Consider the following 20,939-nt stretch of genomic DNA (forward strand, 5'->3'; position numbering starts at 1 on the left):
TTTTAGGACGTGGTCCGATGTGTCTGCTTTGCGACGATGAGAAGGCCTATCAGGCCTACATGACCTATCTCGACAAGATGGAGCGGCAGGGCAAGGCTGCCGATCCCGACGTCGCCGTCAATGCCGTGCTCGACGAGATCGAGGCCGCCGCAAAAGCAGCCGCCAAAAAAGACGACCCGGCCAACGACAAGACCCTGTCTCCGTTCTTCTGTAGCCCGATCAATAAATGACCGATTTGACATCGCTGACGCTCGCCGCGGCCCGCAAGGGTCTCGCCGACAAGACTTTCACGTCGCTCGAGCTGACCGATGCGCATCTTTCCGCGATCGAAGCTGCGCGCGTGCTCAATGCCTTCGTCATGGAGACGCCGGACCAGGCGCGCAGCATGGCGCGCGAGGCGGACGCCAGAATCGCCAGGGGCGACGCCGGTCCGCTCGCCGGCATCCCGCTCGGGATCAAGGATCTGTTCGCGACCAAGGGCGTGCGCACCACAGCGTGCTCGAAGATCCTCGACAATTTCGTGCCGACCTACGAATCGACCGTGACGTCGCAGCTCTGGCGCGACGGCGCGGTGTTGCTCGGCAAGCTCAACAATGACGAGTTCGCGATGGGTTCGTCGAACGAGACCTCGTGCTTCGGCCCGGTCGGCAATCCCTGGCGGCGCGACGGTTCGAACGCAACGCTGGTGCCGGGCGGCTCGTCCGGCGGTTCGGCCTCGGCCGTAGCGGCGCTGCTCTGCATGGGCGCGACCGCGACCGACACCGGCGGCTCGATCCGCCAGCCGGCCGCGTTCACCGCGACCGTCGGCATCAAGCCGACCTATGGCCGCTGCTCGCGCTGGGGCATCGTCGCCTTTGCCTCCTCGCTCGACCAGGCCGGCCCGATCGCGCGCAGTGTGCGCGATGCCGCGATGCTGCTGCGCTCGATGGCCGGGCACGATCCGAAGGATACGACCTCGGTCGACATCCCCGTGCCGGACTACGAGGCTGCGATCGGCAAGTCCGTGAAGGGCATGAAGATCGGCATCCCCAGGGAGTATCGTCTCGACGGCATGCCGGCCGAGATCGAGAAACTCTGGAGCGCGGGCGCGGACTGGCTCAGGAGCGCCGGCGCCGAGCTTGTCGAGGTGTCGCTGCCGCACACCAAATATGCGCTGCCGGCCTATTACATCGTGGCGCCGGCAGAGGCGTCCTCCAACCTCGCGCGCTATGACGGTGTGCGCTACGGCCTGCGCGAGCAGGGCAGGAACATCATCGAGCTGTACGAAAACACCCGGGCCGAGGGCTTTGGCGCAGAGGTGAAGCGCCGCGTCATGATCGGCACCTATGTGCTCTCGGCCGGCTATTACGACGCCTATTACCTGCGGGCGCAAAAAGTACGTACGCTGATCAAGAAGGACTTCGAGGACTGCTTCGCCAAAGGCGTGGATGCCATCCTGACGCCGGCGACGCCGTCGGCTGCCTTTGGCATCGGCGAGAAGGGCGGCGCCGATCCGGTCGAGATGTACCTCAACGACATCTTCACGGTGACCGTGAACATGGCGGGCCTGCCCGGCATCGCCGTGCCCGCCGGCAAGGACGCGCAGGGCCTGCCGCTCGGCTTGCAACTGATCGGCCGTCCCTTCGACGAAGAGACGCTGTTCTCGCTCGGCGAGGTGATCGAGCAGGCTGCCGGCCGCTTCAGGCCCGCGAGGTGGTGGTGAATGTCGCCGCGTTCATCGCGAGCCTTGACGGCGCGGCGCCTGCGCCGGAATTGAACGCGTCGCTCGCCGGCCTCTGGTGGGCGGCCAAGGGCGACTGGGAGCGCGCACACAGAATAGTCCAGGACGAGAGCAGCCGCGAGGCGGCGTGGGTGCATGCGTATCTGCACCGCGTCGAAGGTGATCTCGGCAATGCTGGCTACTGGTACCGCCAGGCCGGTCAGCCCGCGGCAAAGGATTCATTGGAAGCAGAGTGGGAGCGGATCGCTGCCACGCTGCTTGGGAGCAAGACATGAGCACGGCCACGCACAAGCTTCTCAAGGGCGCCACCGGCGATTGGGAGATGGTCATCGGCATGGAGATCCATGCCCAGGTGATCTCGAACTCAAAACTGTTCTCGGGCGCCTCGACCACATTCGGCGGGGAGCCGAACAGCCACGTGTCGCTGGTCGACGCCGCGATGCCGGGCATGCTGCCCGTCATCAACGAAGAATGCGTCAGGCAGGCTGTCCGGACCGGGCTTGGCCTCAACGCAAAGATCAATCTGCGTTCGGTGTTTGACCGCAAGAACTATTTCTATCCGGACTCGCCGCAAGGCTACCAGATCAGCCAATACAAATCGCCGGTGGTGGGTGAGGGCGAGGTGCTGATCGAGCTCGACGGCGGCCGCAGCGTCACCATCGGCATCGAGCGGCTGCATCTGGAGCAGGATGCAGGCAAATTGCTGCATGACCAGTCGCCAAGCATGTCCTTTGTCGATCTCAACCGCTGCGGCGTGGCGCTGATGGAGATCGTCTCCAAGCCCGACATCCGCGATGCCGAGCAGGCCAAGGCCTATGTGACCAAGCTGCGCTCGATCCTGCGCTATCTCGGCACCTGCGACGGCGACATGGAGAAGGGAAGCTTGCGTGCCGATGTCAACGTCTCGGTACGCCGGCCCGGCGGTCCGCTCGGCACCCGCTGCGAGATCAAGAACATGAACTCGATCAACTTCATCGGTCAGGCGATCGAGTACGAGGCGCGGCGTCAGATCGAGATCTTGGAAGACGGCGGCGCGATCGAGCAGGAGACGCGGCTCTATGACCCCAATAAGGGCGAGACACGCTCGATGCGGTCCAAGGAAGAGGCGCATGACTACCGCTACTTCCCCGATCCCGACCTGCTGCCGCTGGAGTTCAGCCAGGAGTTCGTCGACGATCTGAAGGCGAAGCTGCCCGAGCTGCCGGACAAGAAGAAGATGCGCTTCGTCGCCGACTTCGGCCTGTCGGCCTATGACGCGAGCGTGCTGGTCGCCGAGCGCGAGAGCGCGGTGTTCTACGAGACGGTGCTCGACAAGCTCGCCAACCGCGCGCGCGACGCCAAGATGGCGGCGAACTGGGTGATCAATGAGCTGTTCGGCCGTCTCAACAAGGAAGGCCGGAATATTACGGGCTCTCCCGTCAACGCCGAGCAACTCGCCGCGATCATCGACCTGATCGGCGAGGGCACGATCTCAGGCAAGATCGCCAAGGATCTGTTCGAGATCGTCTGGCAGGAGGGCGGCGACCCCCGCGCGCTGGTGGAAAGCCGCGGCATGAAGCAGGTCACCGACCTCTCGGCGATCGAAAAGGTGGTTGACGACATCATCGCGGCCAATCCCGACAAGGCCGCGCAGGTCAAGGACAAGCCGCAGTCGCTCGGCTGGTTCGTCGGCCAGGTGATGAAGGCGTCGGGCGGCAAGGCCAACCCGCAGAGCGTCAACGACCTGCTCAAGTCCAAGCTCGGCGTCTAGCCTCGCGCATTCGAACGAGGTGACGAGTACGCTTCGTCACCTCGTTGTCGGCTCTCGGTGCGGCGCTCGCGCGCATCCTCGGCGGCAGAACTTCATCGCATCGACAGCGATGCGGCGACCGAATCGCAGGCACGCGATTCGCGCAAAACGGCGGTTTGCACACGATCAGGCGGGCCTTCGTGCCGTTAAGCATGAAAATTTTTTCGTTGCCAAAACTCGCGACTCAGAGTCCGCGAAACGCCTTCGCGCGGCAATCGTGGGATCGAAGAGGCACGTCATCACATCGATCATGCGCGATGCATGTGTGCAGAAAAATACTTTCTGCATAGTGTTTTTCTGCAATCGCATCTGTTGCAGACGCCGACGATGCGCCCACTCTCTGCGATCGCAAGCACATGTAATGCAGTGCGCTTGCGCCGCGCTCGCCAAGCGCACGCGCGTTGCGTCGTCAACACTTCTTTAAGCGAGACGCTGTTTTTTTCTTCGTGTTGGTGTATTCGGGATGAGTGCATTCGATCCCCGAGTGCACGCAGCGATTAAAGCCATCTCACACATCGGAGGGCAACATGGCCAAGAAAGCGAAGAAGGCGAAGAAGGCGAAGAGCGCAGTGAAGAAGACTGCGAAGAAGACCCGCAAGGTCGCGAAGAAGAAGAAGTAACTTCGCTTCTGAAGTTGCCGGCTCTAGATAGCCGGCACGTCATCAGCGCCTCCTAAGGGTTCTGGTCGACGATAGAGGGTGTCGGCGAGACATCAGGTCAACGGTCGGGTCGTCTCTTGCGGCCCGGCAGAAGAAACGAGTTTTCTTCGTTCGGTGCGGTTCTCCTCAAGGGCTCCGCAATTTCACAAGCGGCCTTCGCGCCAACGTGAAATCTGGTCCTGACGTGTTCGCCGACGCCCTCGTTCTCTTGAGGCCGGGGCATTGCCGGCATTCCTTTCCCCAGACATTGCTGATCTGATTGCGACGCGGCCGCGCGCTTGCTCGCCCTGCCTTGGGCAAGGCTGGGGCGTGCGCCCACGTCGCCTGTCTGCTCTAGCCCGAGCGCCGTTCTACGTGTGCGGTGTCATCGCCCGGCTTGGACCGGGCGATCCAGTACCTGCGGCGTCTCGACTGATGACTGCTATCGGCGGAACACCGGGTCACGCGCCTGCGCGGGCGAGGACAGCAAGCGGCACGCGGGACCCCCACAATGCGCGTCCGACCCTGCGCGATGGTTATCGTTCTCCCAAAATCGCAGGGTAAACCGAATCTGACGAAGCGCAGAAGTGCTTGCAAATCAGGCGCTTTTTGAATTCCGTGCGCAAGCACCGCGCGCTCGCGTTTACGTCTGCTTCATCGCGATACTTAAACTGCCATTCAAATTTGCCCGCCATCATCGCTCCACAAGCCGGCAAACGGCATGGGCAAAAGCCTTGGGGATGAGTTGAACAGCGCAAAAGTGGTCTTCCGGTTTTCCGGGAAGGATCATGCGAAATCAGAGTTGGACGGGAGCCGCGCTCGGGGAAACGGGGCGGCATAAGAAAAAGGGGATGCGACATGTTTCAGGGTACTTTCGATCTGGAGACGGCGACGCCGATCGGCGCGAGCGCGCTCTCGGACGTGCTGTTCGAACGCGGGATGTACTGGGCGAGCGGCCGCTCCGGCCTCGTCGACCTCGTCGCCGCGCATAAATGGTTCAACCTCGCCGCGCTGAAGGGCCGCAAGGACGCCGTCGCGCTGCGCCAGGAAGTCGCCGGGCAGATGTCGGAGGCCGAGATCTCGGCCGCGCAGCGTGAGGCGAGGGCGTGGGTTTCCGCTCACTGAGCGGAAAATCGCATCCGGAACCGCCCTTACGGGTACGTCCGGTTGAGCATGGGGCAGGGCTGCGATTCAGATCGCCTGATGACCTGGAACCCTGCCGGCTGCACGAGGCCGGTGTGTCCAAGATCAAGGTCTCGGACTTTCCATGCCGGCGCAATCCGGCGTCTGGTTCAACGTCTGGCCGGCGAGGCGGTGCCGATCTCGTCCTCGCATTGGCGATCCGGCGGTCCGGTCGCCCGAGGCGGAGACATACATAAGGCGGCACGCATCGGTGGTCGCGCGCTGCGGATCCTTTCGCGTGCCTGAGCAGCCGCCCGCCTGGCAGCTTTCAGGTGAAAAGAACCCGCCGACCTCAATTCTGCCGCTTGCGGCTCGCCGCCGTGTCGGGCATACCCGGCATATTGGAGACGTGGCCGAGTGGCTGAAGGCGGCGGTTTGCTAAACCGTTATAGGCTTGTAAAGGCCTATCGAGGGTTCGAATCCCTCCGTCTCCGCCAGCCGAGCTGTACTGATCTTCAATATCCCCCGCGCCCGCCCCTAGAATACTGCCGCCTCTACGGCGGGTGTCGCCGTGACCGCATGGCGCTATCGCAGAAACTGTAACCAGGACAGTATGTTGCGAGAGGGAAGGCGGCTAACCGGAGTTAAGGCCAAGGGAGCCAAGCTCAGGACGCCGCCATCCAGCTGATCTGGAACAAGATTCGGGCATCGACCCGCGCACGGCGACCAGATACGGCGGGCATGCTTTCACCCGAAAGATGGCGCGGCTATTCCACGCTGCCGGTGCCGCGGCGCAGGTCGGCCTCGATCTGCAACCGGGTGCCGCCGCCGAAGCGGGCGCGGTAGACCTGAAGGTTTTCCATGATCCGCTGCACGTAATTGCGCGTCTCGGAGAACGGAATCAGCTCCACCCAATCGACCGCGTCAACTTTCGGATCGCGTGGATCGCCGTAGCGCTCGACCCATTTCTTCACGCTGCCGCGACCGGCATTGTAGGCGGCAAAGGTCATGATGTAGGAGCCGCGATAATCCTCGAGCAGCCCACCGAGTTCGGCCGAGCCGAGCGTGGCGTTGTAGACCGAATCGTTCTTCAGCCGGGACAGGTCGTAAGTCGCGCCGTGGCGTTTGCAAACGTAGCGCGCGGCGTCCGGCGTCACCTGCATCAGCCCGTAGGCCTGCGCCGGCGAGACCACCGACGGATTGAACGCGCTCTCCTGTCGCGCGATCGCATAGACGATGCTGCGCTCGACCTCGGGCCCGATCGGCGTGAACTGCGGAATGCCGTTGACGGGATAGGCGTAGAAGTCGAACGGCAGGCCGCGATTGAGTGCGGCCTTGCCGAGCAGCAGCATGCCGCGCGCGTCGCCGTAGCGCTGGGTGAGCTCGCCAAGGCCGGCAAGCGCTTCGGGATCGCCGTTCTCGCCCATGTCGGCGAGCAACGGCACTGCTATCTCACGCTCGTCAAGCTCGTAGAGCAGTTGCGCGGCGCGCACGATCTCGAGCCGCTCGGCGCCGCGGCCCCGCGGCTGACTGTGGAGCTCGATCTGGGGCAGTCCGAGTTTTGCGCGCGCGAGCTGGCCGTAATAGCTGGTCGACTGCTCGGCTGCGCGGGCATAGGCGTTGCGCGCCTCCTGCTGGCGGCCCATCGCTTCCGCGGCGCGGCCCTGCCAATAGCCGGCGCGCGCTAGCGTCGTCGGATTGACGCTGCCGACCCCGATGCGGGCGAAATGCTGGGCGGCGGTCGCGGGATCGTTGAGGAAGCGGAGTGCGATCCAGCCCGCTGTAAATTCCTGCTCGGTCTTGTAGATGTCGCGCGAGGGCAGGGCGGCATCGCGCGCGATCAGATAGGCGCTGCGGAATTCCTCGGTGTCGATCATCTTGCGCGCCAGGAGGCGCCGCTCGATCCACCATTCGTCGAGATTGTAGAGCCGGTTCGGATCCTTCGGCGCCGACAGCATGAGCTGCGCCGCTTCGGCAAACTTCTCCTCGCGGCGCAGGAGCTGGATCTTGCTGAAGACGAAGCCGGGATCGTTGTGCAGCTCACGCGGCACGGCGTCGAGCAGCGCGCGCGCGTTCGGCGCCTTCTTGACGGCGGCGATGCGAGCCTTGGCGAGCGCGACATAGCCGGCGCCAAGGCGCTTGGCGGCGCGCAGCGCGGCCTCGTTCTCGCTGCCGTAGAGCAAAGTGTCCATCCGCGCCTTCTGATCGCCTGGCGTCAGCAGGGCGCCGAACTGGTCGAGCGCGTTGTTCTCGGTGTCCTCCGACATCGGATCGCTGCGCCAGGCGTCGCGCACCAGCCGCTCGGCGTTGGCGCGGTCGCCGCGCGCCAGCATCGCCTTGGCGAGCGTGAAGCGGCCCTTGGCGGAGATCGGCGACTCATTCTCGAACCACGACCACGCAACTGAATCGTCGCGCCTGTCGTCCCACATCGCGGCCTCCAGGCGCCGGCGGAGGAAAGTCTGCGACGGCCAGCTCGGATTGGCGGACAGGAAGGCGCGGTAGCGCTCCACGGTCGCGCCATTGTCCTCGCTGCGCAGGATGATCCATTCCGCGAGCTTTCGCGCGACGGGATCCAAGATCGAAGCTGCATAATTGGTGGCATCGCCCGCCTTGCGCTTGCGCACGAGCTCGATGACGGTCTCCAGCGTGTCCTTGTCGGCCTGCGAGGTCGACGACGTTGCGGCGACCGCAGCCGGTATGACCGGCTTGCGCGGCGCTGCATGCTGGCGGGTCGCAGGAGCCAGCACGGGAGCTGCGACGGGTTTGGCCGCGGCCGGGGCGGCCGGTCTGACGGTGGCCGTTGAAGCCGGGGCGGGTGCGGTTTTGGGCGGCGCGCCGTTGGCGGCCGGTTTTGATGCTGGCGCGGGGGGAGCTGTCGCGGGCTTGGATGCTGCCGCGGGCTTGGACGCTGCCGTGGGATTGGGCGCTGCCGCGGGTTTTGGCCTGTCCTTCGCGGGTTCCTTGCCGGCGTTCGTCCCAGCGTCCTTGGCAGATTTCTTCGCGGTATCTTTCGCCGGGGCGCTGGCGGCACCCTTGCTGGCCCCCTTGGCCGTATCCTTCGAAGTTGCCTTGCCGGTTCCCTTGGACGAGTCCTTGGCGGCTGGCTTCGCGGAATTCTTAGCCTCGTCCGCAGTCGTCTCGTTGGACTTGTCATTGGACTTGGCCAAGGCAGCACAGCCGACCGACAGCCCTGCCATCAGGCACACGACCAGACCGGTGGATCGCCATGCGGCACGAGGGAGGGAGGTCACGGCGTTTCGTCGCCCCGAATCAGTCAAGTGGCCCAAGATCTAGCTGAATTTGATTGAATATGCGGACAAAATACCAACAGCCGCTTACCTCGGGCCGATTTGCACCATCACCGCGGCAAAATCGCGGCCTAAACGGTGAGTCACACGCGGCGGGCCTTTTACCGGCCGGACAGACCCGATATGAATGGGCCTTGCTCAAGAGATCGCCGCGTACGGAGGAAGTCCATGGCAGCCAAGACGAAATTCCGGGGGTCGTTCACCGCCTTGGTCACGCCGTTCAAGAACGGCTCGCTGGACGAGGCGGCGTTCCGCTCCCTGGTGAATTGGCAGATTTCAGAGGGCACCAACGGCCTGGTCCCGGTCGGCACCACCGGCGAGAGCCCGACGCTCAGCCACGACGAGCACAAGAAGGTCGTCGAATGGTGCATCGCTGAAGCCAAGGGCCGCGTGCCGGTGATCGCGGGCGCCGGCTCCAACTCGACCAAAGAGGCCATCGAACTCTCCCAGCACGCCGAGAAGGCGGGCGCCGATGCCGTGCTGGTCGTCACGCCCTACTACAACAAGCCGACCCAGGAAGGCATGTATCAGCACTTCAAGGCGATCAACGACGCGATCGGCATCCCCATCATCATCTACAACATTCCGCCGCGCTCGGTGATCGACATGTCGGTCGACACCATGAAGCGCTTGTGGGAGCTCAACAACATCGCCGGCGTGAAGGACGCCACCGCCAGCATGGTCCGCGTGTCGCAGCAGCGCGCGGCGATGGGCGAGGATTTCAATCAGCTCTCCGGCGAGGACGCAACCATCCTCGGCTACATGGCCCATGGCGGCCACGGCTGCATCTCGGTGACCTCGAACGTCGCGCCGCGCTTGTGTTCGGAGTTCCACGTCGCCTGGCAGAAGGGCGACCATGCCACCGCCTTGAAGCTGCATGACAAGCTGATGCCGCTGCACAACAACCTTTTCATCGAGAGCAATCCTGCGCCGATCAAATACGCGATGTCGCTGCTCGGCAAGCTGGACGAGACGCTGCGGCTCCCGATGGTGCCGGTCTCCGAGCCGACCCGCGTTGCCGTGCGCAGCGCGATGGTGCACGCGGGCCTGATCAACTGACGCGTTGGCCTTCGGGGAGCCTTTCATGAGCGTCGAGGAAAAGGGCACGCGTATGCTCAAGGAGTTCCGCGAGTTCGCCATGAAGGGGAACGTCGTCGATCTCGCGGTCGGCGTCATCATCGGCGCGGCCTTCGGTGCCATCGTCAACTCGCTGGTCGGCGATGTCATCATGCCGATCATCGGCGCCGTCACCGGCGGACTCGACTTCTCGAACTACTTCACCCCCTTGTCGGCGAAGGTCACAGCCACCAACTTAGCCGATGCAAAAAAGCAAGGCGCCGTACTTGCTTGGGGCAGCTTTCTCACGCTGACGATCAACTTCATCATCATCGCCTTCGTGCTCTTCCTGGTGATCCGCGCCATGAATACCTTGAAGCGCAAAGAGGAGGCGGCACCTGCCGCTCCGCCGAAGCCGTCGGCCGAGGTCGAGCTGCTGACCGAGATCCGTGATCTCCTCAAGAAGTCTTGACGCGCGCGCTTCATCCGACCTGTTAGAATCCGTGCGCATCTTGATCAGGTTTGTCTGCGATGGCCGATAAGAACGAACGTCCGATCAAGGTCATGGCGGAAAATCGCAAGGCCCGCTTCAACTACGCCATCGAGGATACGATCGAGGCGGGCATCGCGCTGACCGGCACCGAGGTCAAGTCGATCCGCAACGGCAAGAGCACGATCGCGGAATCCTATGCCGACTCGAAGAACGGCGAGATCTGGCTGATCAACGCCACCATTCCCGAATATCTCCAGGGCAACCGCTTCAATCATGAGCCCAAACGGCCGCGAAAACTGCTGCTTCACCGCCGACAGATCAACAAGCTGATGGGCGCGGTCGACCGCGAAGGCATGACGCTGATCCCGCTCAAGCTGTACTTCAACGAGCGCGGTCGGGCCAAATTGCAGCTGGCGATTGCCAAGGGCAAGAAGCTGCACGACAAGCGCGAGTCCGAGAAGAAGCGCGATTGGAGCCGGGAGAAGGGCCGCCTGATGCGGGCAAGGGGATAGGGGATGATCCAGAGGAACCTGCTCGAGGTCGATTGGAGCCAGATTCCCGCGCCGGCCGACGACGGCGGCGCCGCGCATCTGACGGGCATGACGTTGCCGGCGATCGGCCTGCGCGCGACGGACGACACGTCAGTCACGCTGTCGGCGCTGCGCGGCCGGACCGTGGTGTTCGCCTATCCCCGCACAGGCGAGCCCGGCAAGATCGCACTGGTCGACGATTGGGACATGATCCCGGGCGCGCGCGGCTGCACCCCTCAGACTTGCGCGTTTCGCGACCTGTTTGCCGATTTGAAGGCGGCTGGCGCCTCGCACGTGTTCGGTCTCTCGGCCCAGAGCAACGACTACCAGATCGAGATGGCCTCGCGGCTGCATCTGCCGTTCCCGGTGCTGTCGGACGAGAAGCTGAAGCTGACGCGCGCCCTGAATTTACCGACGATGCAGGTCGCAGGCCTGACGCTGATCAAGCGGCTTGCACTGATCATCGACGACGCCAGGATCACGCACGTGTTCTATCCGGTGTTTCCGCCGGACCGGAACGCCGGCGATGTGCTCGGTTGGCTGAAGGCCAATCCAGTCAGGGGCTAGGTCGGGGCCTAATCGAGGTCGGCTTTCACCTTCGCGAACACGGACCGGAACATGTCGGGCGTCAGCACCCCTGTGTTGGTGTTGTAGCGGGAGCAGTGATAGCTGTCGTAAAGCTTGACCGCGCCCGCCTGGTGCACGGCGCCGTGGCCGAAGGGAGCTTGCGAGCCCTTCAGATTCAGGGGCTTGAGCACGCTGTCGTGCGCAATCCGCCCGAGCGCGACGATGGCGCGCAGGTTCGGCATGGTCGCCAGATTGGCGACGAGAAACCGGCGGCAGGTGGTGATCTCGATCGGAAGCGGCTTGTTCTGCGGCGGCACGCAATGCACGGCATTGGCGATCCGGCAATCGACCAGCTTCAGGCCGTCATCGGGGCGCGCCTGATAGGTGCCCTTGGCGAACCCATATTCGAGCAGCGTCGCGTAAAGGAGATCACCGGCATAGTCGCCGGTGAAGGGACGACCGGTGCGGTTGGCTCCCTGCATCCCCGGCGCAAGGCCGACGATCAGCAGGCGCGCCTTTATGTCACCGAAGGGCGCAACCGGCGCATTGTGCCACGACGGCTCACGCGCGCGGTTGGCCTCGCGAAAGGCGACCAGGCGCGGACAGAGGGGGCAGTCACGGTCGGGAACGACGGTGGATGGCTGGCGGCTTGGCCGGGCCGCCTCACTCCTCGAAGTCGTCATCGCCCCTCGGCGCCATCGTGGTTGCGCGCTGGAGGAATTGCGGGGCGTGGTGGCGTCCCTCGCGCTCGCCGCGATCACGCGGGGCGGGGCGTTCGGACGGGTCGCGGCCGAGCTTGGATTGCAGCTCGACGAGGTCGGTGAAGACGTCGGCCTGGCGGCGCAGCTCGTCGGCGATCATCGGCGGCTGGCTGGCAATGGTGGAGACCACGGTGACCCGCACGCCGCGGCGCTGGACGGCCTCGACCAGGGAGCGGAAGTCGCCGTCACCCGAGAACAGCACCATCTGGTCGATATGCTCGGCGAGCTCCATGGCGTCGACGGCGAGCTCGATGTCCATGTTACCCTTGACCTTGCGGCGGCCGGAGGCGTCGATGAATTCCTTGGTCGCCTTGGTGACGACGGTGTAGCCGTTGTAGTCCAGCCAATCGATCAGCGGGCGAATCGAGGAGTATTCCTGATCCTCGATGATAGCGGTGTAGTAGAACGCCCGAAGCAGAGTCCCGCGGCTCTGAAACTCCTTCAGCAGGCGCTTGTAATCGATGTCGAAGCCCAGAGTTTTCGCCGTCGCGTAGAGATTGGCGCCATCGATGAAGAGCGCGATCTTGTTGGTAGGAGAAATTGACATTCAGTTTGCTCGCGTAGTGGTCGTGATTGATCGTTTATTGTTGGCGCGGCGGCAGCAAGCCGCGCAGTTCTAAGGCGCCGTCGAAAGCCGTCGAAACCGCAAATCCGGAGAAGTCGGGGCAATCAAGGTATAGTTATGGCGGACTTCCACACGCCCGGCGTTACCTTCGATGGCAGCCCGGGAAATCACCCATCCCAGCCCCAATGTGGGGGTAGCAGAGCCGTTTGGCGAGGCCAAATCACAAATTGGCCTTGCGAAAGCGGCCCGGTCCCTATAACTAGCCCCGATCACCCACATATTTCGTCCCACCCACAACGGAGCGACAGTCCATGGCTCGCGTCACCGTAGAAGATTGTATCGACAAGGTCGACAACCGGTTTGACCTGGTCCTGCTGGCCGCCCACCGCGCCCGCATGATTTCGTCCGGTTCACAACTAACGGTTGATCGCGATAACGACAAGAACCCTGTTGTGTCCTTGCGCGAAATTGCCGAGACGACCATTTCGCCGGAGGACCTCCGCGAGGAGCTGGTGCACTCGCTCCAGAAGTTCGTCGAGGTCGACGAGCCGGAGCCTGATACGGTGCCGCTGATCGGTTCCGCGGGCGCGAGCGTCGATGCGGACGATACCGAGGTCGCCGTCGAACGCATGACCGAAGAGGAGCTCCTAAAGGGTCTCGAAGGCCTCGCACCGCCCGAGGAGCAGCCGGAGGAGGACGAGTAGGTCGTCCCGTCGCAATCATCGACCTCTTGTGATCTTATCAAGGCCCGAACCGTTGTTCGGGCCTTTGCTTTTGTTGGCGTTTTCGTGGTTACCATAGTGTTGTCGGTTCGCGCTGCGCCCTGTCACTGAATTGATCGGACGCGCCGGGGATCGGCGTTAAGATGTATGCAACGGGTCGCGTCGGGGTCCGTTTGAAGGCAGGACTTATGGTGTATCGGCGCTGGAAACCAATGCAGATGCAGGCCGCAACCGAATCGGTTGCCGTGGCCCCGACTGCGCCGGTGGCGCGCCCGGCGAAGCCTCGCGCACGCATGATGCGTCAATATGACCTCGTCGAGCGCGTCAGGTCTTACAATCCCAACACCAACGAAGACCTGCTCAACCGTGCCTATGTCTATGCGATGAAGGCGCACGGCTCGCAGACCCGCGCCTCAGGCGATCCGTATTTCTCGCACCCGCTTGAAGTGGCGGCGATTCTCACCGACCTCAAGCTCGACGACGCCACCATCGTGGCCGCGCTGCTGCACGACACGATCGAGGACACTGAAGCGACACGGGCCGAGATCGACCAGATCTTCGGGCCCGAGATCGGCGCTCTGGTCGAGGGCCTGACCAAGCTGAAGCGGCTGGAGCTGGTGTCGCGGGAGGCCAAACAGGCCGAGAACCTGCGCAAATTGTTGCTGGCCATTGCCGACGATGTCCGAGTGCTTCTGGTCAAGCTCGCCGACCGCCTGCACAACATGCGCACGCTGGACTTCGTGCCGACGGAATCGCGCAGGCGCATTGCCGAGGAGACGCTCGACATCTATGCGCCGCTGGCCGGCCGCATGGGCATGCAGGAAATGCGTGAAGAGCTGGAGGATCTGTCCTTCCGCACGCTCGATCCCGAAGCCTATTCGGTGGTGATGCAGCGGCTCGATGCGCTCGCCGAGCGCAACCGCAATCTGATCGGCGAGATCGAGGACCAGCTCTCCAACAATCTGCGCCACCGGGGGCTGGGCGCAAGGGTCTATGGCCGCCGCAAGAAGCCGTTCTCGATCTGGACCAAGATGGAGCGCAAGTCGGTCGGCTTCGAGCAATTGTCCGACATCTTCGGCTTTCGCCTCGTCGTCAGCGACATCGAAGCCTGCTATCGCGCGCTCGGCATCGTCCACACCACCTGGCCGGTCGTGCCGGGGCGTTTCAAGGACTACATCTCGACGCCGAAGCAGAACGACTACCGTTCGATCCACACCACCGTGATCGGCCCCGGCAACCAGCGCGTCGAGCTCCAGATCCGCACCGAGGCGATGGACCAGATCGCCGAGCGCGGCATCGCCGCGCACGTCTTCTATAAGGAGGGCGTAGGCTCGCCGACCGAATACCTCAAGCGCGAATCCAACGCCTTCGCCTGGCTGCGCCACACCATCGGCATCCTCTCCGAGAGCGCCAATCCCGAGGAATTCCTCGAGCACACCAAGCTCGAGCTGTTCCATGATCAGGTGTTCTGCTTCACCCCCAAGGGCAAGCTGATCGCGCTGCCGCGCCATGCCAACGTGATCGACTTCGCCTATGCGGTGCATACCGACGTCGGCAATAGCGCGGTCGGCTGCAAGATCAACGGCAAGTTCGCGCCGCTGTCCTCGGAGCTCCAGAACGGCGACGAGGTGGAGGTGCTGACCTCGGAAGCGCAGTCGGCACCGCCGTCGGCCTGGGAGACGCTCGCGGTCACCGGCAAGGCGCGCGCCGCGATCCGCCGCGCCACGCGCACCGCCATGCGCGATCAATATGTCGGTCTCGGCCGGCGCATCGTCGAGCGCCTGTTCGAGCGCGCCAAGATCGAATATGCCGACGACAAGCTCAAGGGCGCGCTGCCGCGGCTGGCGCGGACCTCGATCGAGGACGTCATGGCGGCGGTCGGGCGCGGCGAGATCAAGGCTTCCCACGTCGCGCGCGCGATGTATCCGGACTACAAGGAGGAGCGCATCGCGCGCTACGGCATCAAGAAGGGGCTCGCCGCCAAGCTCAAGGAGAAGTCGTCGGAGTCGCCACGCAGCCCGGTCGCCATTCCGATCCGCGGCATCAATTCCGACCTGCCGGTGAAGTTCGCGCCGAACGGCGGCGCCGTGCCCGGCGACCGCATCGTCGGCATCGTGACGCCGGGCGAGGGCATTACGATCTACCCGATCCAGGCGCCCGCCCTGAAGGATTTCGAGGAGGAGCCGGAGCGCTGGCTCGACGTGCGCTGGGACATCGAGGATTCCTTGCCGCAGCGCTTCCCGGCCCGCATCAAGGTCGAGAACGTCAACGAGCCCGGCGCGCTGGCACAGATCGCGACCGTGATCGCCGAGCACGATGGCAACATCGACAACATCAGCATGCAGCGCCGCTCACCTGATTTCACGGAGACGACGATCGACCTCGAAGTCTACGATCTGAAGCATTTGAGCGCGATCCTGGCCCAATTGCGCGCCAAGGCGGTCGTCGCCCGCGTCGAACGTGTTAATGGATAGACGCTTCTCGCATGCGTCTGTCCCCCTGAGCTCGAGAGTCCTGCAATGCCCGCACTTCCGCTCCGCCTCGGCGTCAACGTCGACCATGTCGCGACCCTGCGCAACGCCCGCGCCGGCCGCAATCCCGATCCGGTGCGCGCCGCGCTGGTGGCGATCGAGGCCGGCGCGGATGGCATCACGGCGCATTTGCGTGAGGATCGCCGGCACATCCGCGACGAGGACATGGCGCGGCTAAAGGCGGAGATCTCCAAGCCGCTCAATTTCGAGATGGCGGCGACCGACGACATGATGCGGATCTCGCTCGCCACAAGGCCCCACGCGGTGTGCCTCGTGCCGGAGCGGCGGCAGGAGGTGACGACCGAGGGTGGGTTAGATGTCGTCGGCCAGCACGATGCGCTCGCGCCCTACATCGCGCGGCTGAGCGATGCCGGCATCCGGGTCTCGCTGTTCATCGCCGCCGACCCCGCGCAGATCGAGATGGCGGCGCGGCTGCGCGCCCCCGTGATCGAGATCCACACCGGCGCCTGGTGCGACGCCGTCCTCGACGGCCCGACCGGCAAGGCCGATGCCGAATGGCAGCGGATCGTGGCGGGGGCGAAGCTGGCGAAGGAAGCGGGGCTCGAGGTCCATGCCGGCCACGGGCTCGACTATACGACGGCGGAGACGATCGCGGCGCTGCCTGAGATCATGGAGCTCAACATCGGCTACTACATGATCGGCGAGGCGCTGTTCGTAGGGCTCGCCGAGACCGTGCGCAGCATGCGCGCGGCGATGGACCGCGGCCGGAGCCGGGCATGATCATCGGAATCGGCTCGGACCTGATCGACATCACCCGCGTCGGCAAGGTGATCGAGCGCCATGGCGAGCGCTTCCTCGACCGCATCTTCACCGCGGCCGAGCGGGCCAAGGCGGAGCGGCGCGCCAAGAACGAGAAGATGGTGGTGGCGACCTACGCCAAGCGCTTTGCCGCCAAGGAGGCCTGCTCCAAGGCGCTCGGTACCGGGATCCGGCGCGGCGTCTGGTGGCGCGACATGGGGGTGGTCAACTTGCCGGGCGGACGGCCGACCATGCAACTGACCGGCGGCGCCTTGGCTCGGCTTCAGGCCCTGACACCGGAAGGGTTCGAGGCGCGGATCGATGTTTCGATCACAGACGACTGGCCGCTCGCGCAGGCCTTCGTCGTCATTTCCGCCGTCCCGCTGGCCAAGCCCTGACCGGATCCTGTAATCTCATAATTCATTTGAAATACCAATATCTTATGCAGTTTTGATGCGATCCTTGATTGCGCGGTCTCCGACAACCGTCTAAAAGTCCGTCGACGCAAATCAGGCTGGGTGAATTCGGCTTTACGCCGGAATTGGCCCTCACTATCAGAATCAGGACAATCTCCTTGGGCCGCGAGCCGATCGGCTGTTCGCGGGAGGAGGGCGCTCTGTGACCGCCGGCCGGAATTGAGAGAGCAATGAGCGTGACTTCGGGAACGAAAACTGAGAGCGGTGTCGGCGAAACGATTCGGGTCGTGATCCATGCTCTGCTGATCGCGCTGGTGATCCGCACGTTCCTGTTCCAGCCGTTCAACATCCCGTCCGGTTCGATGAAGGCCACGCTGCTGGTCGGCGACTATCTGTTCGTCTCGAAATATTCCTACGGCTATAGTCACTATTCGATCCCGTTTTCGCCGCCGCTGTTCTCGGGGCGGGTCTGGGGCTCTGACCCCGACCGCGGCGACATCGTCGTGTTTCGGCTGCCCAAGGACGATTCCACCGACTACATCAAGCGCGTGATCGGTCTTCCCGGCGACCGCATCCAGATGCGGGACGGTCTGCTCTACATCAACGATACCCCGGTCGAGCGGCAGCGCATGAGCGAGTTCGTCGGCGAGGATCCGTGCGGCTCCGAAGGCGGGGGCATCTCCCGGGTGAAGCGCTGGAAGGAGACGCTACCGAACGGCGTGTCCTACGAGACGCTGGACTGCGCCGACAACGGCTACATGGACAACACCAACGTCTACACGGTGCCGCCCGGTCACTTCTTCATGATGGGCGACAACCGCGACAACTCGACCGACAGCCGCTTCCTCGGCCAGGTCGGTTATGTACCGCAGGAGAACTTGATCGGCCGCGCGCAGATGATCTTCTTCTCCATCGCCGAAGGCGAGCATGCCTGGATGTTCTGGCGCTGGCCTTGGGCGGTGCGCTGGAATCGTTTCTTCAATATCGTCCGATGAAAGACGAAGCCAAGGACATCGCGACCCCACTGACGGAGGCGCAAGCCGGCCCCGAGGGCGAAGCTGCGACCAAACCGCTTGCGAGCAAGGTGCCCGCGAAGAAGAAGCGGACGCGAAGCAGCAAGGCCAAGGGCGCGGACGCGAACGCGGCGCTCGAGGCGCGCATCGGCCACAGCTTCACTGACCCGAACCTCTTGATGCAGGCGATCACGCATGTCTCGGCACTGAAGTCCGGGCGCAAGCGCGGCGACAGCTATCAGCGGCTGGAATTTCTCGGCGACCACGTGCTCGGGCTGGTCGTCTCCGACATGCTCTATCACACCTTTCCGAACGCCGACGAAGGCGAGCTGTCCAAGCGGCTTGCCGAGCTCGTGCGCAAGGAGAGCTGCGCCGACGTCGCAAAATCGCTCGGTCTGCTCGACGACATCAAGCTCGGCTCGGTCGGCCCCAGCGCCGACGCCCGCCTGCGCAAGAGCGTGCTCGGGGACATCTGCGAGGCCGTGATCGGCGCCGTTTTCCTCGACGGCGGGTACGCGGCGGCGGCCGAATTCGTCAGGCGCAACTGGACCGAGCGCATGCACAAGCCGCGCCGTCCCTTGCGCGACCCCAAGACCGTGCTCCAGGAATGGGCGCAGGGGAAAGGCTTGCCGACCCCGGTCTACCGCGAGGTCGAGCGCACCGGCCCGCATCACGATCCGCAATTCCGCGTCGCCGTCGACCTGCCGGGATTGGCCCCGGCCGAAGGCATCGGCGGCAGCAAGCGTGCGGCAGAGAAGGTGGCGGCTTCAGTGATGATCGAACGCGAAGGCGTTGGCGGCGGCAATGACGGCTGAAGCAAGCGGCGAGGCGCCCACTGCTACGCGCTGCGGCTTCGTTGCGCTGATCGGCGCGCCGAATGTCGGCAAGTCCACGCTGACGAACGCGCTGGTCGGCGCCAAGGTCACGATCGTTTCGCGCAAGGTGCAGACCACGCGCGCGCTGATCCGCGGCATCGTGATCGAGAACAACGCGCAGATCATCCTGGTCGACACGCCCGGCATCTTCTCGCCGAAGCGCCGGCTCGACCGTGCCATGGTCTCGACCGCCTGGAGCGGGGCTCACGACGCCGATCTCGTCTGCGTGCTGCTCGATGCCAAGACCGGGATCGACGAGGAGGCCGAGGCGATCCTCGCCAAGGCGGCCAGCGTCAATCACGAGAAGATCCTGGTGATCAACAAGGTCGACCTGGTCCAGCGCGAGAAGCTGCTGGCGTTGGCCCAAGCCGCCAACGAGCGCATGAAATTCGCGAAGACCTTCATGATTGCGGCGATCTCGGGCGACGGCGTCGACGACATCCGCACGACGCTGGCCGAGATGGTGCCTCCTGGTCCATTCCTCTATCCCGAGGACCAGATGTCGGACGCGCCGATGCGGCAGCTGGCTGCCGAAATCACGCGCGAAAAAATCTATCAGAAGTTGCACCAGGAATTGCCCTACCAGTCCACGGTCGAGACCGACAAGTGGGAGGAGCGCAAGGACAAGTCAGTCCGCATCGAGCAGACGATCTTCGTCGAGCGCGAAAGCCAGCGCAAGATCGTGCTCGGCAAGGGCGGCGCCACCATCAAGTCGATCGGCGCCGACTCGCGCAAAGAACTGATGCAGATCCTGGATGTGCCGGTGCATCTGTTCCTGTTCGTCAAGGTGCGCGAGAACTGGGGCGACGATCCGGATCGCTATCGCGAGATGGGCCTGGACTTCCCCAAGGAATAACCAAGAAAAGATCGGTATCCGATGAGCGTGCCCAGCAACGTCCGGCGCTTCGAAGCGCTGCTCTATGCATCGTTGATGCTGGATGCCCTGTCGGTCGCGGTGCAGGACCGCACGCCCAACGCCGAGATGGCCGAGCAAATGATCATGACCGCCACCCTGCTCGCCGGCGGCATGATCCTGCTTCTCGTCTATTTCGTCTGGCTCGCCGCGCATGGACGCAAGAACTGGCCGCGCTGGGTGCTTGCGGCAGCCCTCGTGCTGTCGGTGATCTCGCTCGGCCAGATCATCGGCGAGAAGGGCATGGAGCTCGACAGTGCCATCGAGATCGTCTCCTGCGTGCTGACGACGATGGGCCTGTATTTCTCCTTCACGGGCGATGCGCAGAGCTGGTTCAACGCCTAGCGTCTCGCGCGACGCCGCAGGGTGGGCTACACTTCCTGCCATGGAATGGACCGACGAAGGCATCGTGCTGGGGGTGCGGCGGCATGGCGAGAGCAGCGCCATCGTCGAGTTGCTGACGCGCGCGCACGGCCGGCATCTTGGTCTCGTCCGCGGCGGTGCCGGCTCGCGGATGCGGCCGCTTTTGCAGCCGGGGAACAGCGTCAGTGCGGTGTGGCGGGCGCGGCTCGACGAGCATCTCGGGACCTATGCGATCGAGGGATTGAAGCTGCGCGCGGCGACGCTGCTGGCATCATCCCACGGCGTCTACGGCGTTACCCATCTCGCTTCGATCGCGCGGCTGCTGCCCGAGCGCGATCCGCATGAGGCGATCTTTGCTCTGCTCGAACATTCGCTCGACGATTTCGACGATATCGGCGGCGCCGCCGTGCATGTCATCCATTTCGAGCTGGCGATGCTCGCCGAACTCGGCTTTGGGCTCGCGCTGGAGAATTGCGCGGTGACCGGGGAGACCACGGACCTGATCTATGTCTCGCCCAAATCCGGCGGCGCGGTGTCGCGCGGCGCGGGCGAGCCGTGGCGCGATCGGCTGTTGCGGCTGCCGTCATTCCTGCGCCAGGGCGAGGTGCACACCGACCTTACCGAGCAGGATCTCCAGGACGGCTTTCGGCTCACCGGCTTGTTCCTGCTGCGCCACGTGCTGGAGCCGCGCGGGCAGGGCCATTCCGACGCGCGCGCCGGATTCATCAACGCCTTGATGCGGCAGCAGGCAAGGGCGGAGATTCCGGTGCCATGATGAAAAGCGCCTGGGCCTGCCAA

Annotated in this window: 21 protein-coding genes and 1 tRNA gene; 19 read left to right on the forward strand and 3 right to left on the reverse strand. The window is 64.1% G+C overall.

What is annotated here, in order from left to right:
• Positions 1-17: 17 nt before the first annotated feature.
• From IVA92_RS21525 to IVA92_RS21550, 6 genes are all read left to right on the forward strand, one after another.
• Positions 18-230 (forward strand): hypothetical protein, encoded by a 213-nt coding sequence (locus tag IVA92_RS21525; protein ID WP_247277029.1) that lies wholly within the window; start codon positions 18-20, stop codon positions 228-230.
• Positions 227-1,702 (forward strand): Asp-tRNA(Asn)/Glu-tRNA(Gln) amidotransferase subunit GatA, encoded by a 1,476-nt coding sequence (gatA, locus tag IVA92_RS21530; RefSeq protein WP_247277030.1) that lies wholly within the window; start codon positions 227-229, stop codon positions 1,700-1,702. Before IVA92_RS21525 ends, gatA begins: the two co-directional genes overlap by 4 nt.
• Positions 1,693-1,995, forward strand: coding sequence for a hypothetical protein (locus IVA92_RS21535; protein ID WP_247277031.1), 303 nt, complete (start codon positions 1,693-1,695; stop codon positions 1,993-1,995). Before gatA ends, IVA92_RS21535 begins: the two co-directional genes overlap by 10 nt.
• Positions 1,992-3,470, forward strand: a complete 1,479-nt coding sequence (gatB, locus tag IVA92_RS21540; RefSeq protein WP_247277032.1) for an Asp-tRNA(Asn)/Glu-tRNA(Gln) amidotransferase subunit GatB — start codon at positions 1,992-1,994, stop codon at positions 3,468-3,470. Before IVA92_RS21535 ends, gatB begins: the two co-directional genes overlap by 4 nt.
• Before the next feature lie 1,535 nt (positions 3,471-5,005).
• Entirely contained in the window at positions 5,006-5,272 is a 267-nt protein-coding gene (locus IVA92_RS21545) for a hypothetical protein (RefSeq protein ID WP_247277033.1), read from the forward strand.
• A gap of 400 nt (positions 5,273-5,672) precedes the next feature.
• Positions 5,673-5,766 (forward strand) — tRNA-Ser (locus IVA92_RS21550).
• Positions 5,767-6,036: 270 nt separating this feature from the next.
• Here IVA92_RS21550 and IVA92_RS21555 read toward each other — a convergent pair.
• The gene (locus IVA92_RS21555) at positions 6,037-8,466 is read right to left on the reverse strand and encodes a lytic transglycosylase domain-containing protein (protein ID WP_247277184.1); all 2,430 of its coding nucleotides are present in this window, start codon (positions 8,464-8,466) and stop codon (positions 6,037-6,039) included.
• A 279-nt stretch (positions 8,467-8,745) separates the two neighbouring features.
• Here IVA92_RS21555 and dapA point away from each other — a divergent pair, with 279 nt between their 5' ends.
• The 4 genes from dapA to IVA92_RS21575 are packed head-to-tail and all read left to right on the forward strand — an operon-like array spanning position 8,746 to position 11,223.
• Entirely contained in the window at positions 8,746-9,636 is an 891-nt protein-coding gene (gene dapA, locus IVA92_RS21560) for a 4-hydroxy-tetrahydrodipicolinate synthase (RefSeq protein ID WP_247277034.1), read from the forward strand.
• A 52-nt stretch (positions 9,637-9,688) separates the two neighbouring features.
• Positions 9,689-10,105 carry a large conductance mechanosensitive channel protein MscL gene (gene mscL / locus IVA92_RS21565; RefSeq protein ID WP_247277185.1) on the forward strand — a complete coding sequence of 139 codons (417 nt, stop codon included), beginning with the start codon at positions 9,689-9,691 and terminating at the stop codon, positions 10,103-10,105.
• 59 nt (positions 10,106-10,164) lie between these two features.
• Positions 10,165-10,638 carry an SsrA-binding protein SmpB gene (gene smpB / locus IVA92_RS21570; protein ID WP_145629990.1) on the forward strand — a complete coding sequence of 158 codons (474 nt, stop codon included), beginning with the start codon at positions 10,165-10,167 and terminating at the stop codon, positions 10,636-10,638.
• 3 nt (positions 10,639-10,641) lie between these two features.
• A complete protein-coding gene (locus IVA92_RS21575) occupies positions 10,642-11,223 on the forward strand; it encodes a peroxiredoxin (RefSeq protein WP_247277035.1) in 582 nt (193 codons plus the stop codon).
• Positions 11,224-11,231: 8 nt separating this feature from the next.
• Here IVA92_RS21575 and IVA92_RS21580 read toward each other — a convergent pair whose 3' ends face one another.
• Together IVA92_RS21580 and IVA92_RS21585 are read right to left on the reverse strand one after the other, a co-directional pair.
• The gene (locus IVA92_RS21580; protein WP_247277036.1) at positions 11,232-11,906 is read right to left on the reverse strand and encodes a uracil-DNA glycosylase; all 675 of its coding nucleotides are present in this window, start codon (positions 11,904-11,906) and stop codon (positions 11,232-11,234) included.
• Entirely contained in the window at positions 11,887-12,531 is a 645-nt protein-coding gene (locus IVA92_RS21585) for an NYN domain-containing protein (protein WP_247277037.1), read from the reverse strand. The genes IVA92_RS21580 and IVA92_RS21585 overlap by 20 nt, the downstream gene beginning before the upstream one ends.
• A gap of 329 nt (positions 12,532-12,860) precedes the next feature.
• Between IVA92_RS21585 and rpoZ the strand changes: the two genes are divergently transcribed.
• The 9 genes from rpoZ (at position 12,861) to recO (ending at position 20,916) form a co-directional block, all read left to right on the forward strand.
• On the forward strand, positions 12,861-13,253 hold the full coding sequence (gene rpoZ / locus IVA92_RS21590) for a DNA-directed RNA polymerase subunit omega (RefSeq protein WP_007603391.1): 393 nt from the start codon (positions 12,861-12,863) through the stop codon (positions 13,251-13,253).
• Positions 13,254-13,459: 206 nt separating this feature from the next.
• Entirely contained in the window at positions 13,460-15,745 is a 2,286-nt protein-coding gene (locus tag IVA92_RS21595; protein WP_247277038.1) for a bifunctional (p)ppGpp synthetase/guanosine-3',5'-bis(diphosphate) 3'-pyrophosphohydrolase, read from the forward strand.
• A gap of 45 nt (positions 15,746-15,790) precedes the next feature.
• Positions 15,791-16,543 (forward strand): pyridoxine 5'-phosphate synthase, encoded by a 753-nt coding sequence (locus IVA92_RS21600; protein WP_247277039.1) that lies wholly within the window; start codon positions 15,791-15,793, stop codon positions 16,541-16,543.
• A complete protein-coding gene (gene acpS, locus IVA92_RS21605; protein WP_247277040.1) occupies positions 16,540-16,959 on the forward strand; it encodes a holo-ACP synthase in 420 nt (139 codons plus the stop codon). The genes IVA92_RS21600 and acpS overlap by 4 nt, the downstream gene beginning before the upstream one ends.
• 248 nt (positions 16,960-17,207) lie before the next feature.
• Complete coding sequence (lepB, locus tag IVA92_RS21610; protein WP_247277041.1) at positions 17,208-17,972, forward strand: signal peptidase I; 765 nt, start codon at positions 17,208-17,210, stop codon at positions 17,970-17,972.
• Positions 17,969-18,805, forward strand: coding sequence for a ribonuclease III (gene rnc, locus IVA92_RS21615; RefSeq protein WP_247277042.1), 837 nt, complete (start codon positions 17,969-17,971; stop codon positions 18,803-18,805). Before lepB ends, rnc begins: the two co-directional genes overlap by 4 nt.
• A complete protein-coding gene (gene era, locus IVA92_RS21620; protein WP_247277043.1) occupies positions 18,795-19,721 on the forward strand; it encodes a GTPase Era in 927 nt (308 codons plus the stop codon). The genes rnc and era overlap by 11 nt, the downstream gene beginning before the upstream one ends.
• A 21-nt stretch (positions 19,722-19,742) precedes the next feature.
• Complete coding sequence (locus IVA92_RS21625) at positions 19,743-20,123, forward strand: hypothetical protein (protein ID WP_247277044.1); 381 nt, start codon at positions 19,743-19,745, stop codon at positions 20,121-20,123.
• A 40-nt stretch (positions 20,124-20,163) separates the two neighbouring features.
• Entirely contained in the window at positions 20,164-20,916 is a 753-nt protein-coding gene (gene recO, locus IVA92_RS21630; RefSeq protein ID WP_247277045.1) for a DNA repair protein RecO, read from the forward strand.
• Positions 20,917-20,939 lie beyond the last annotated feature (23 nt).

It is taken from the genome of Bradyrhizobium sp. 154, assembly GCF_023073875.1.
Taxonomy (GTDB): Bacteria; Pseudomonadota; Alphaproteobacteria; order Rhizobiales; family Xanthobacteraceae; genus Bradyrhizobium.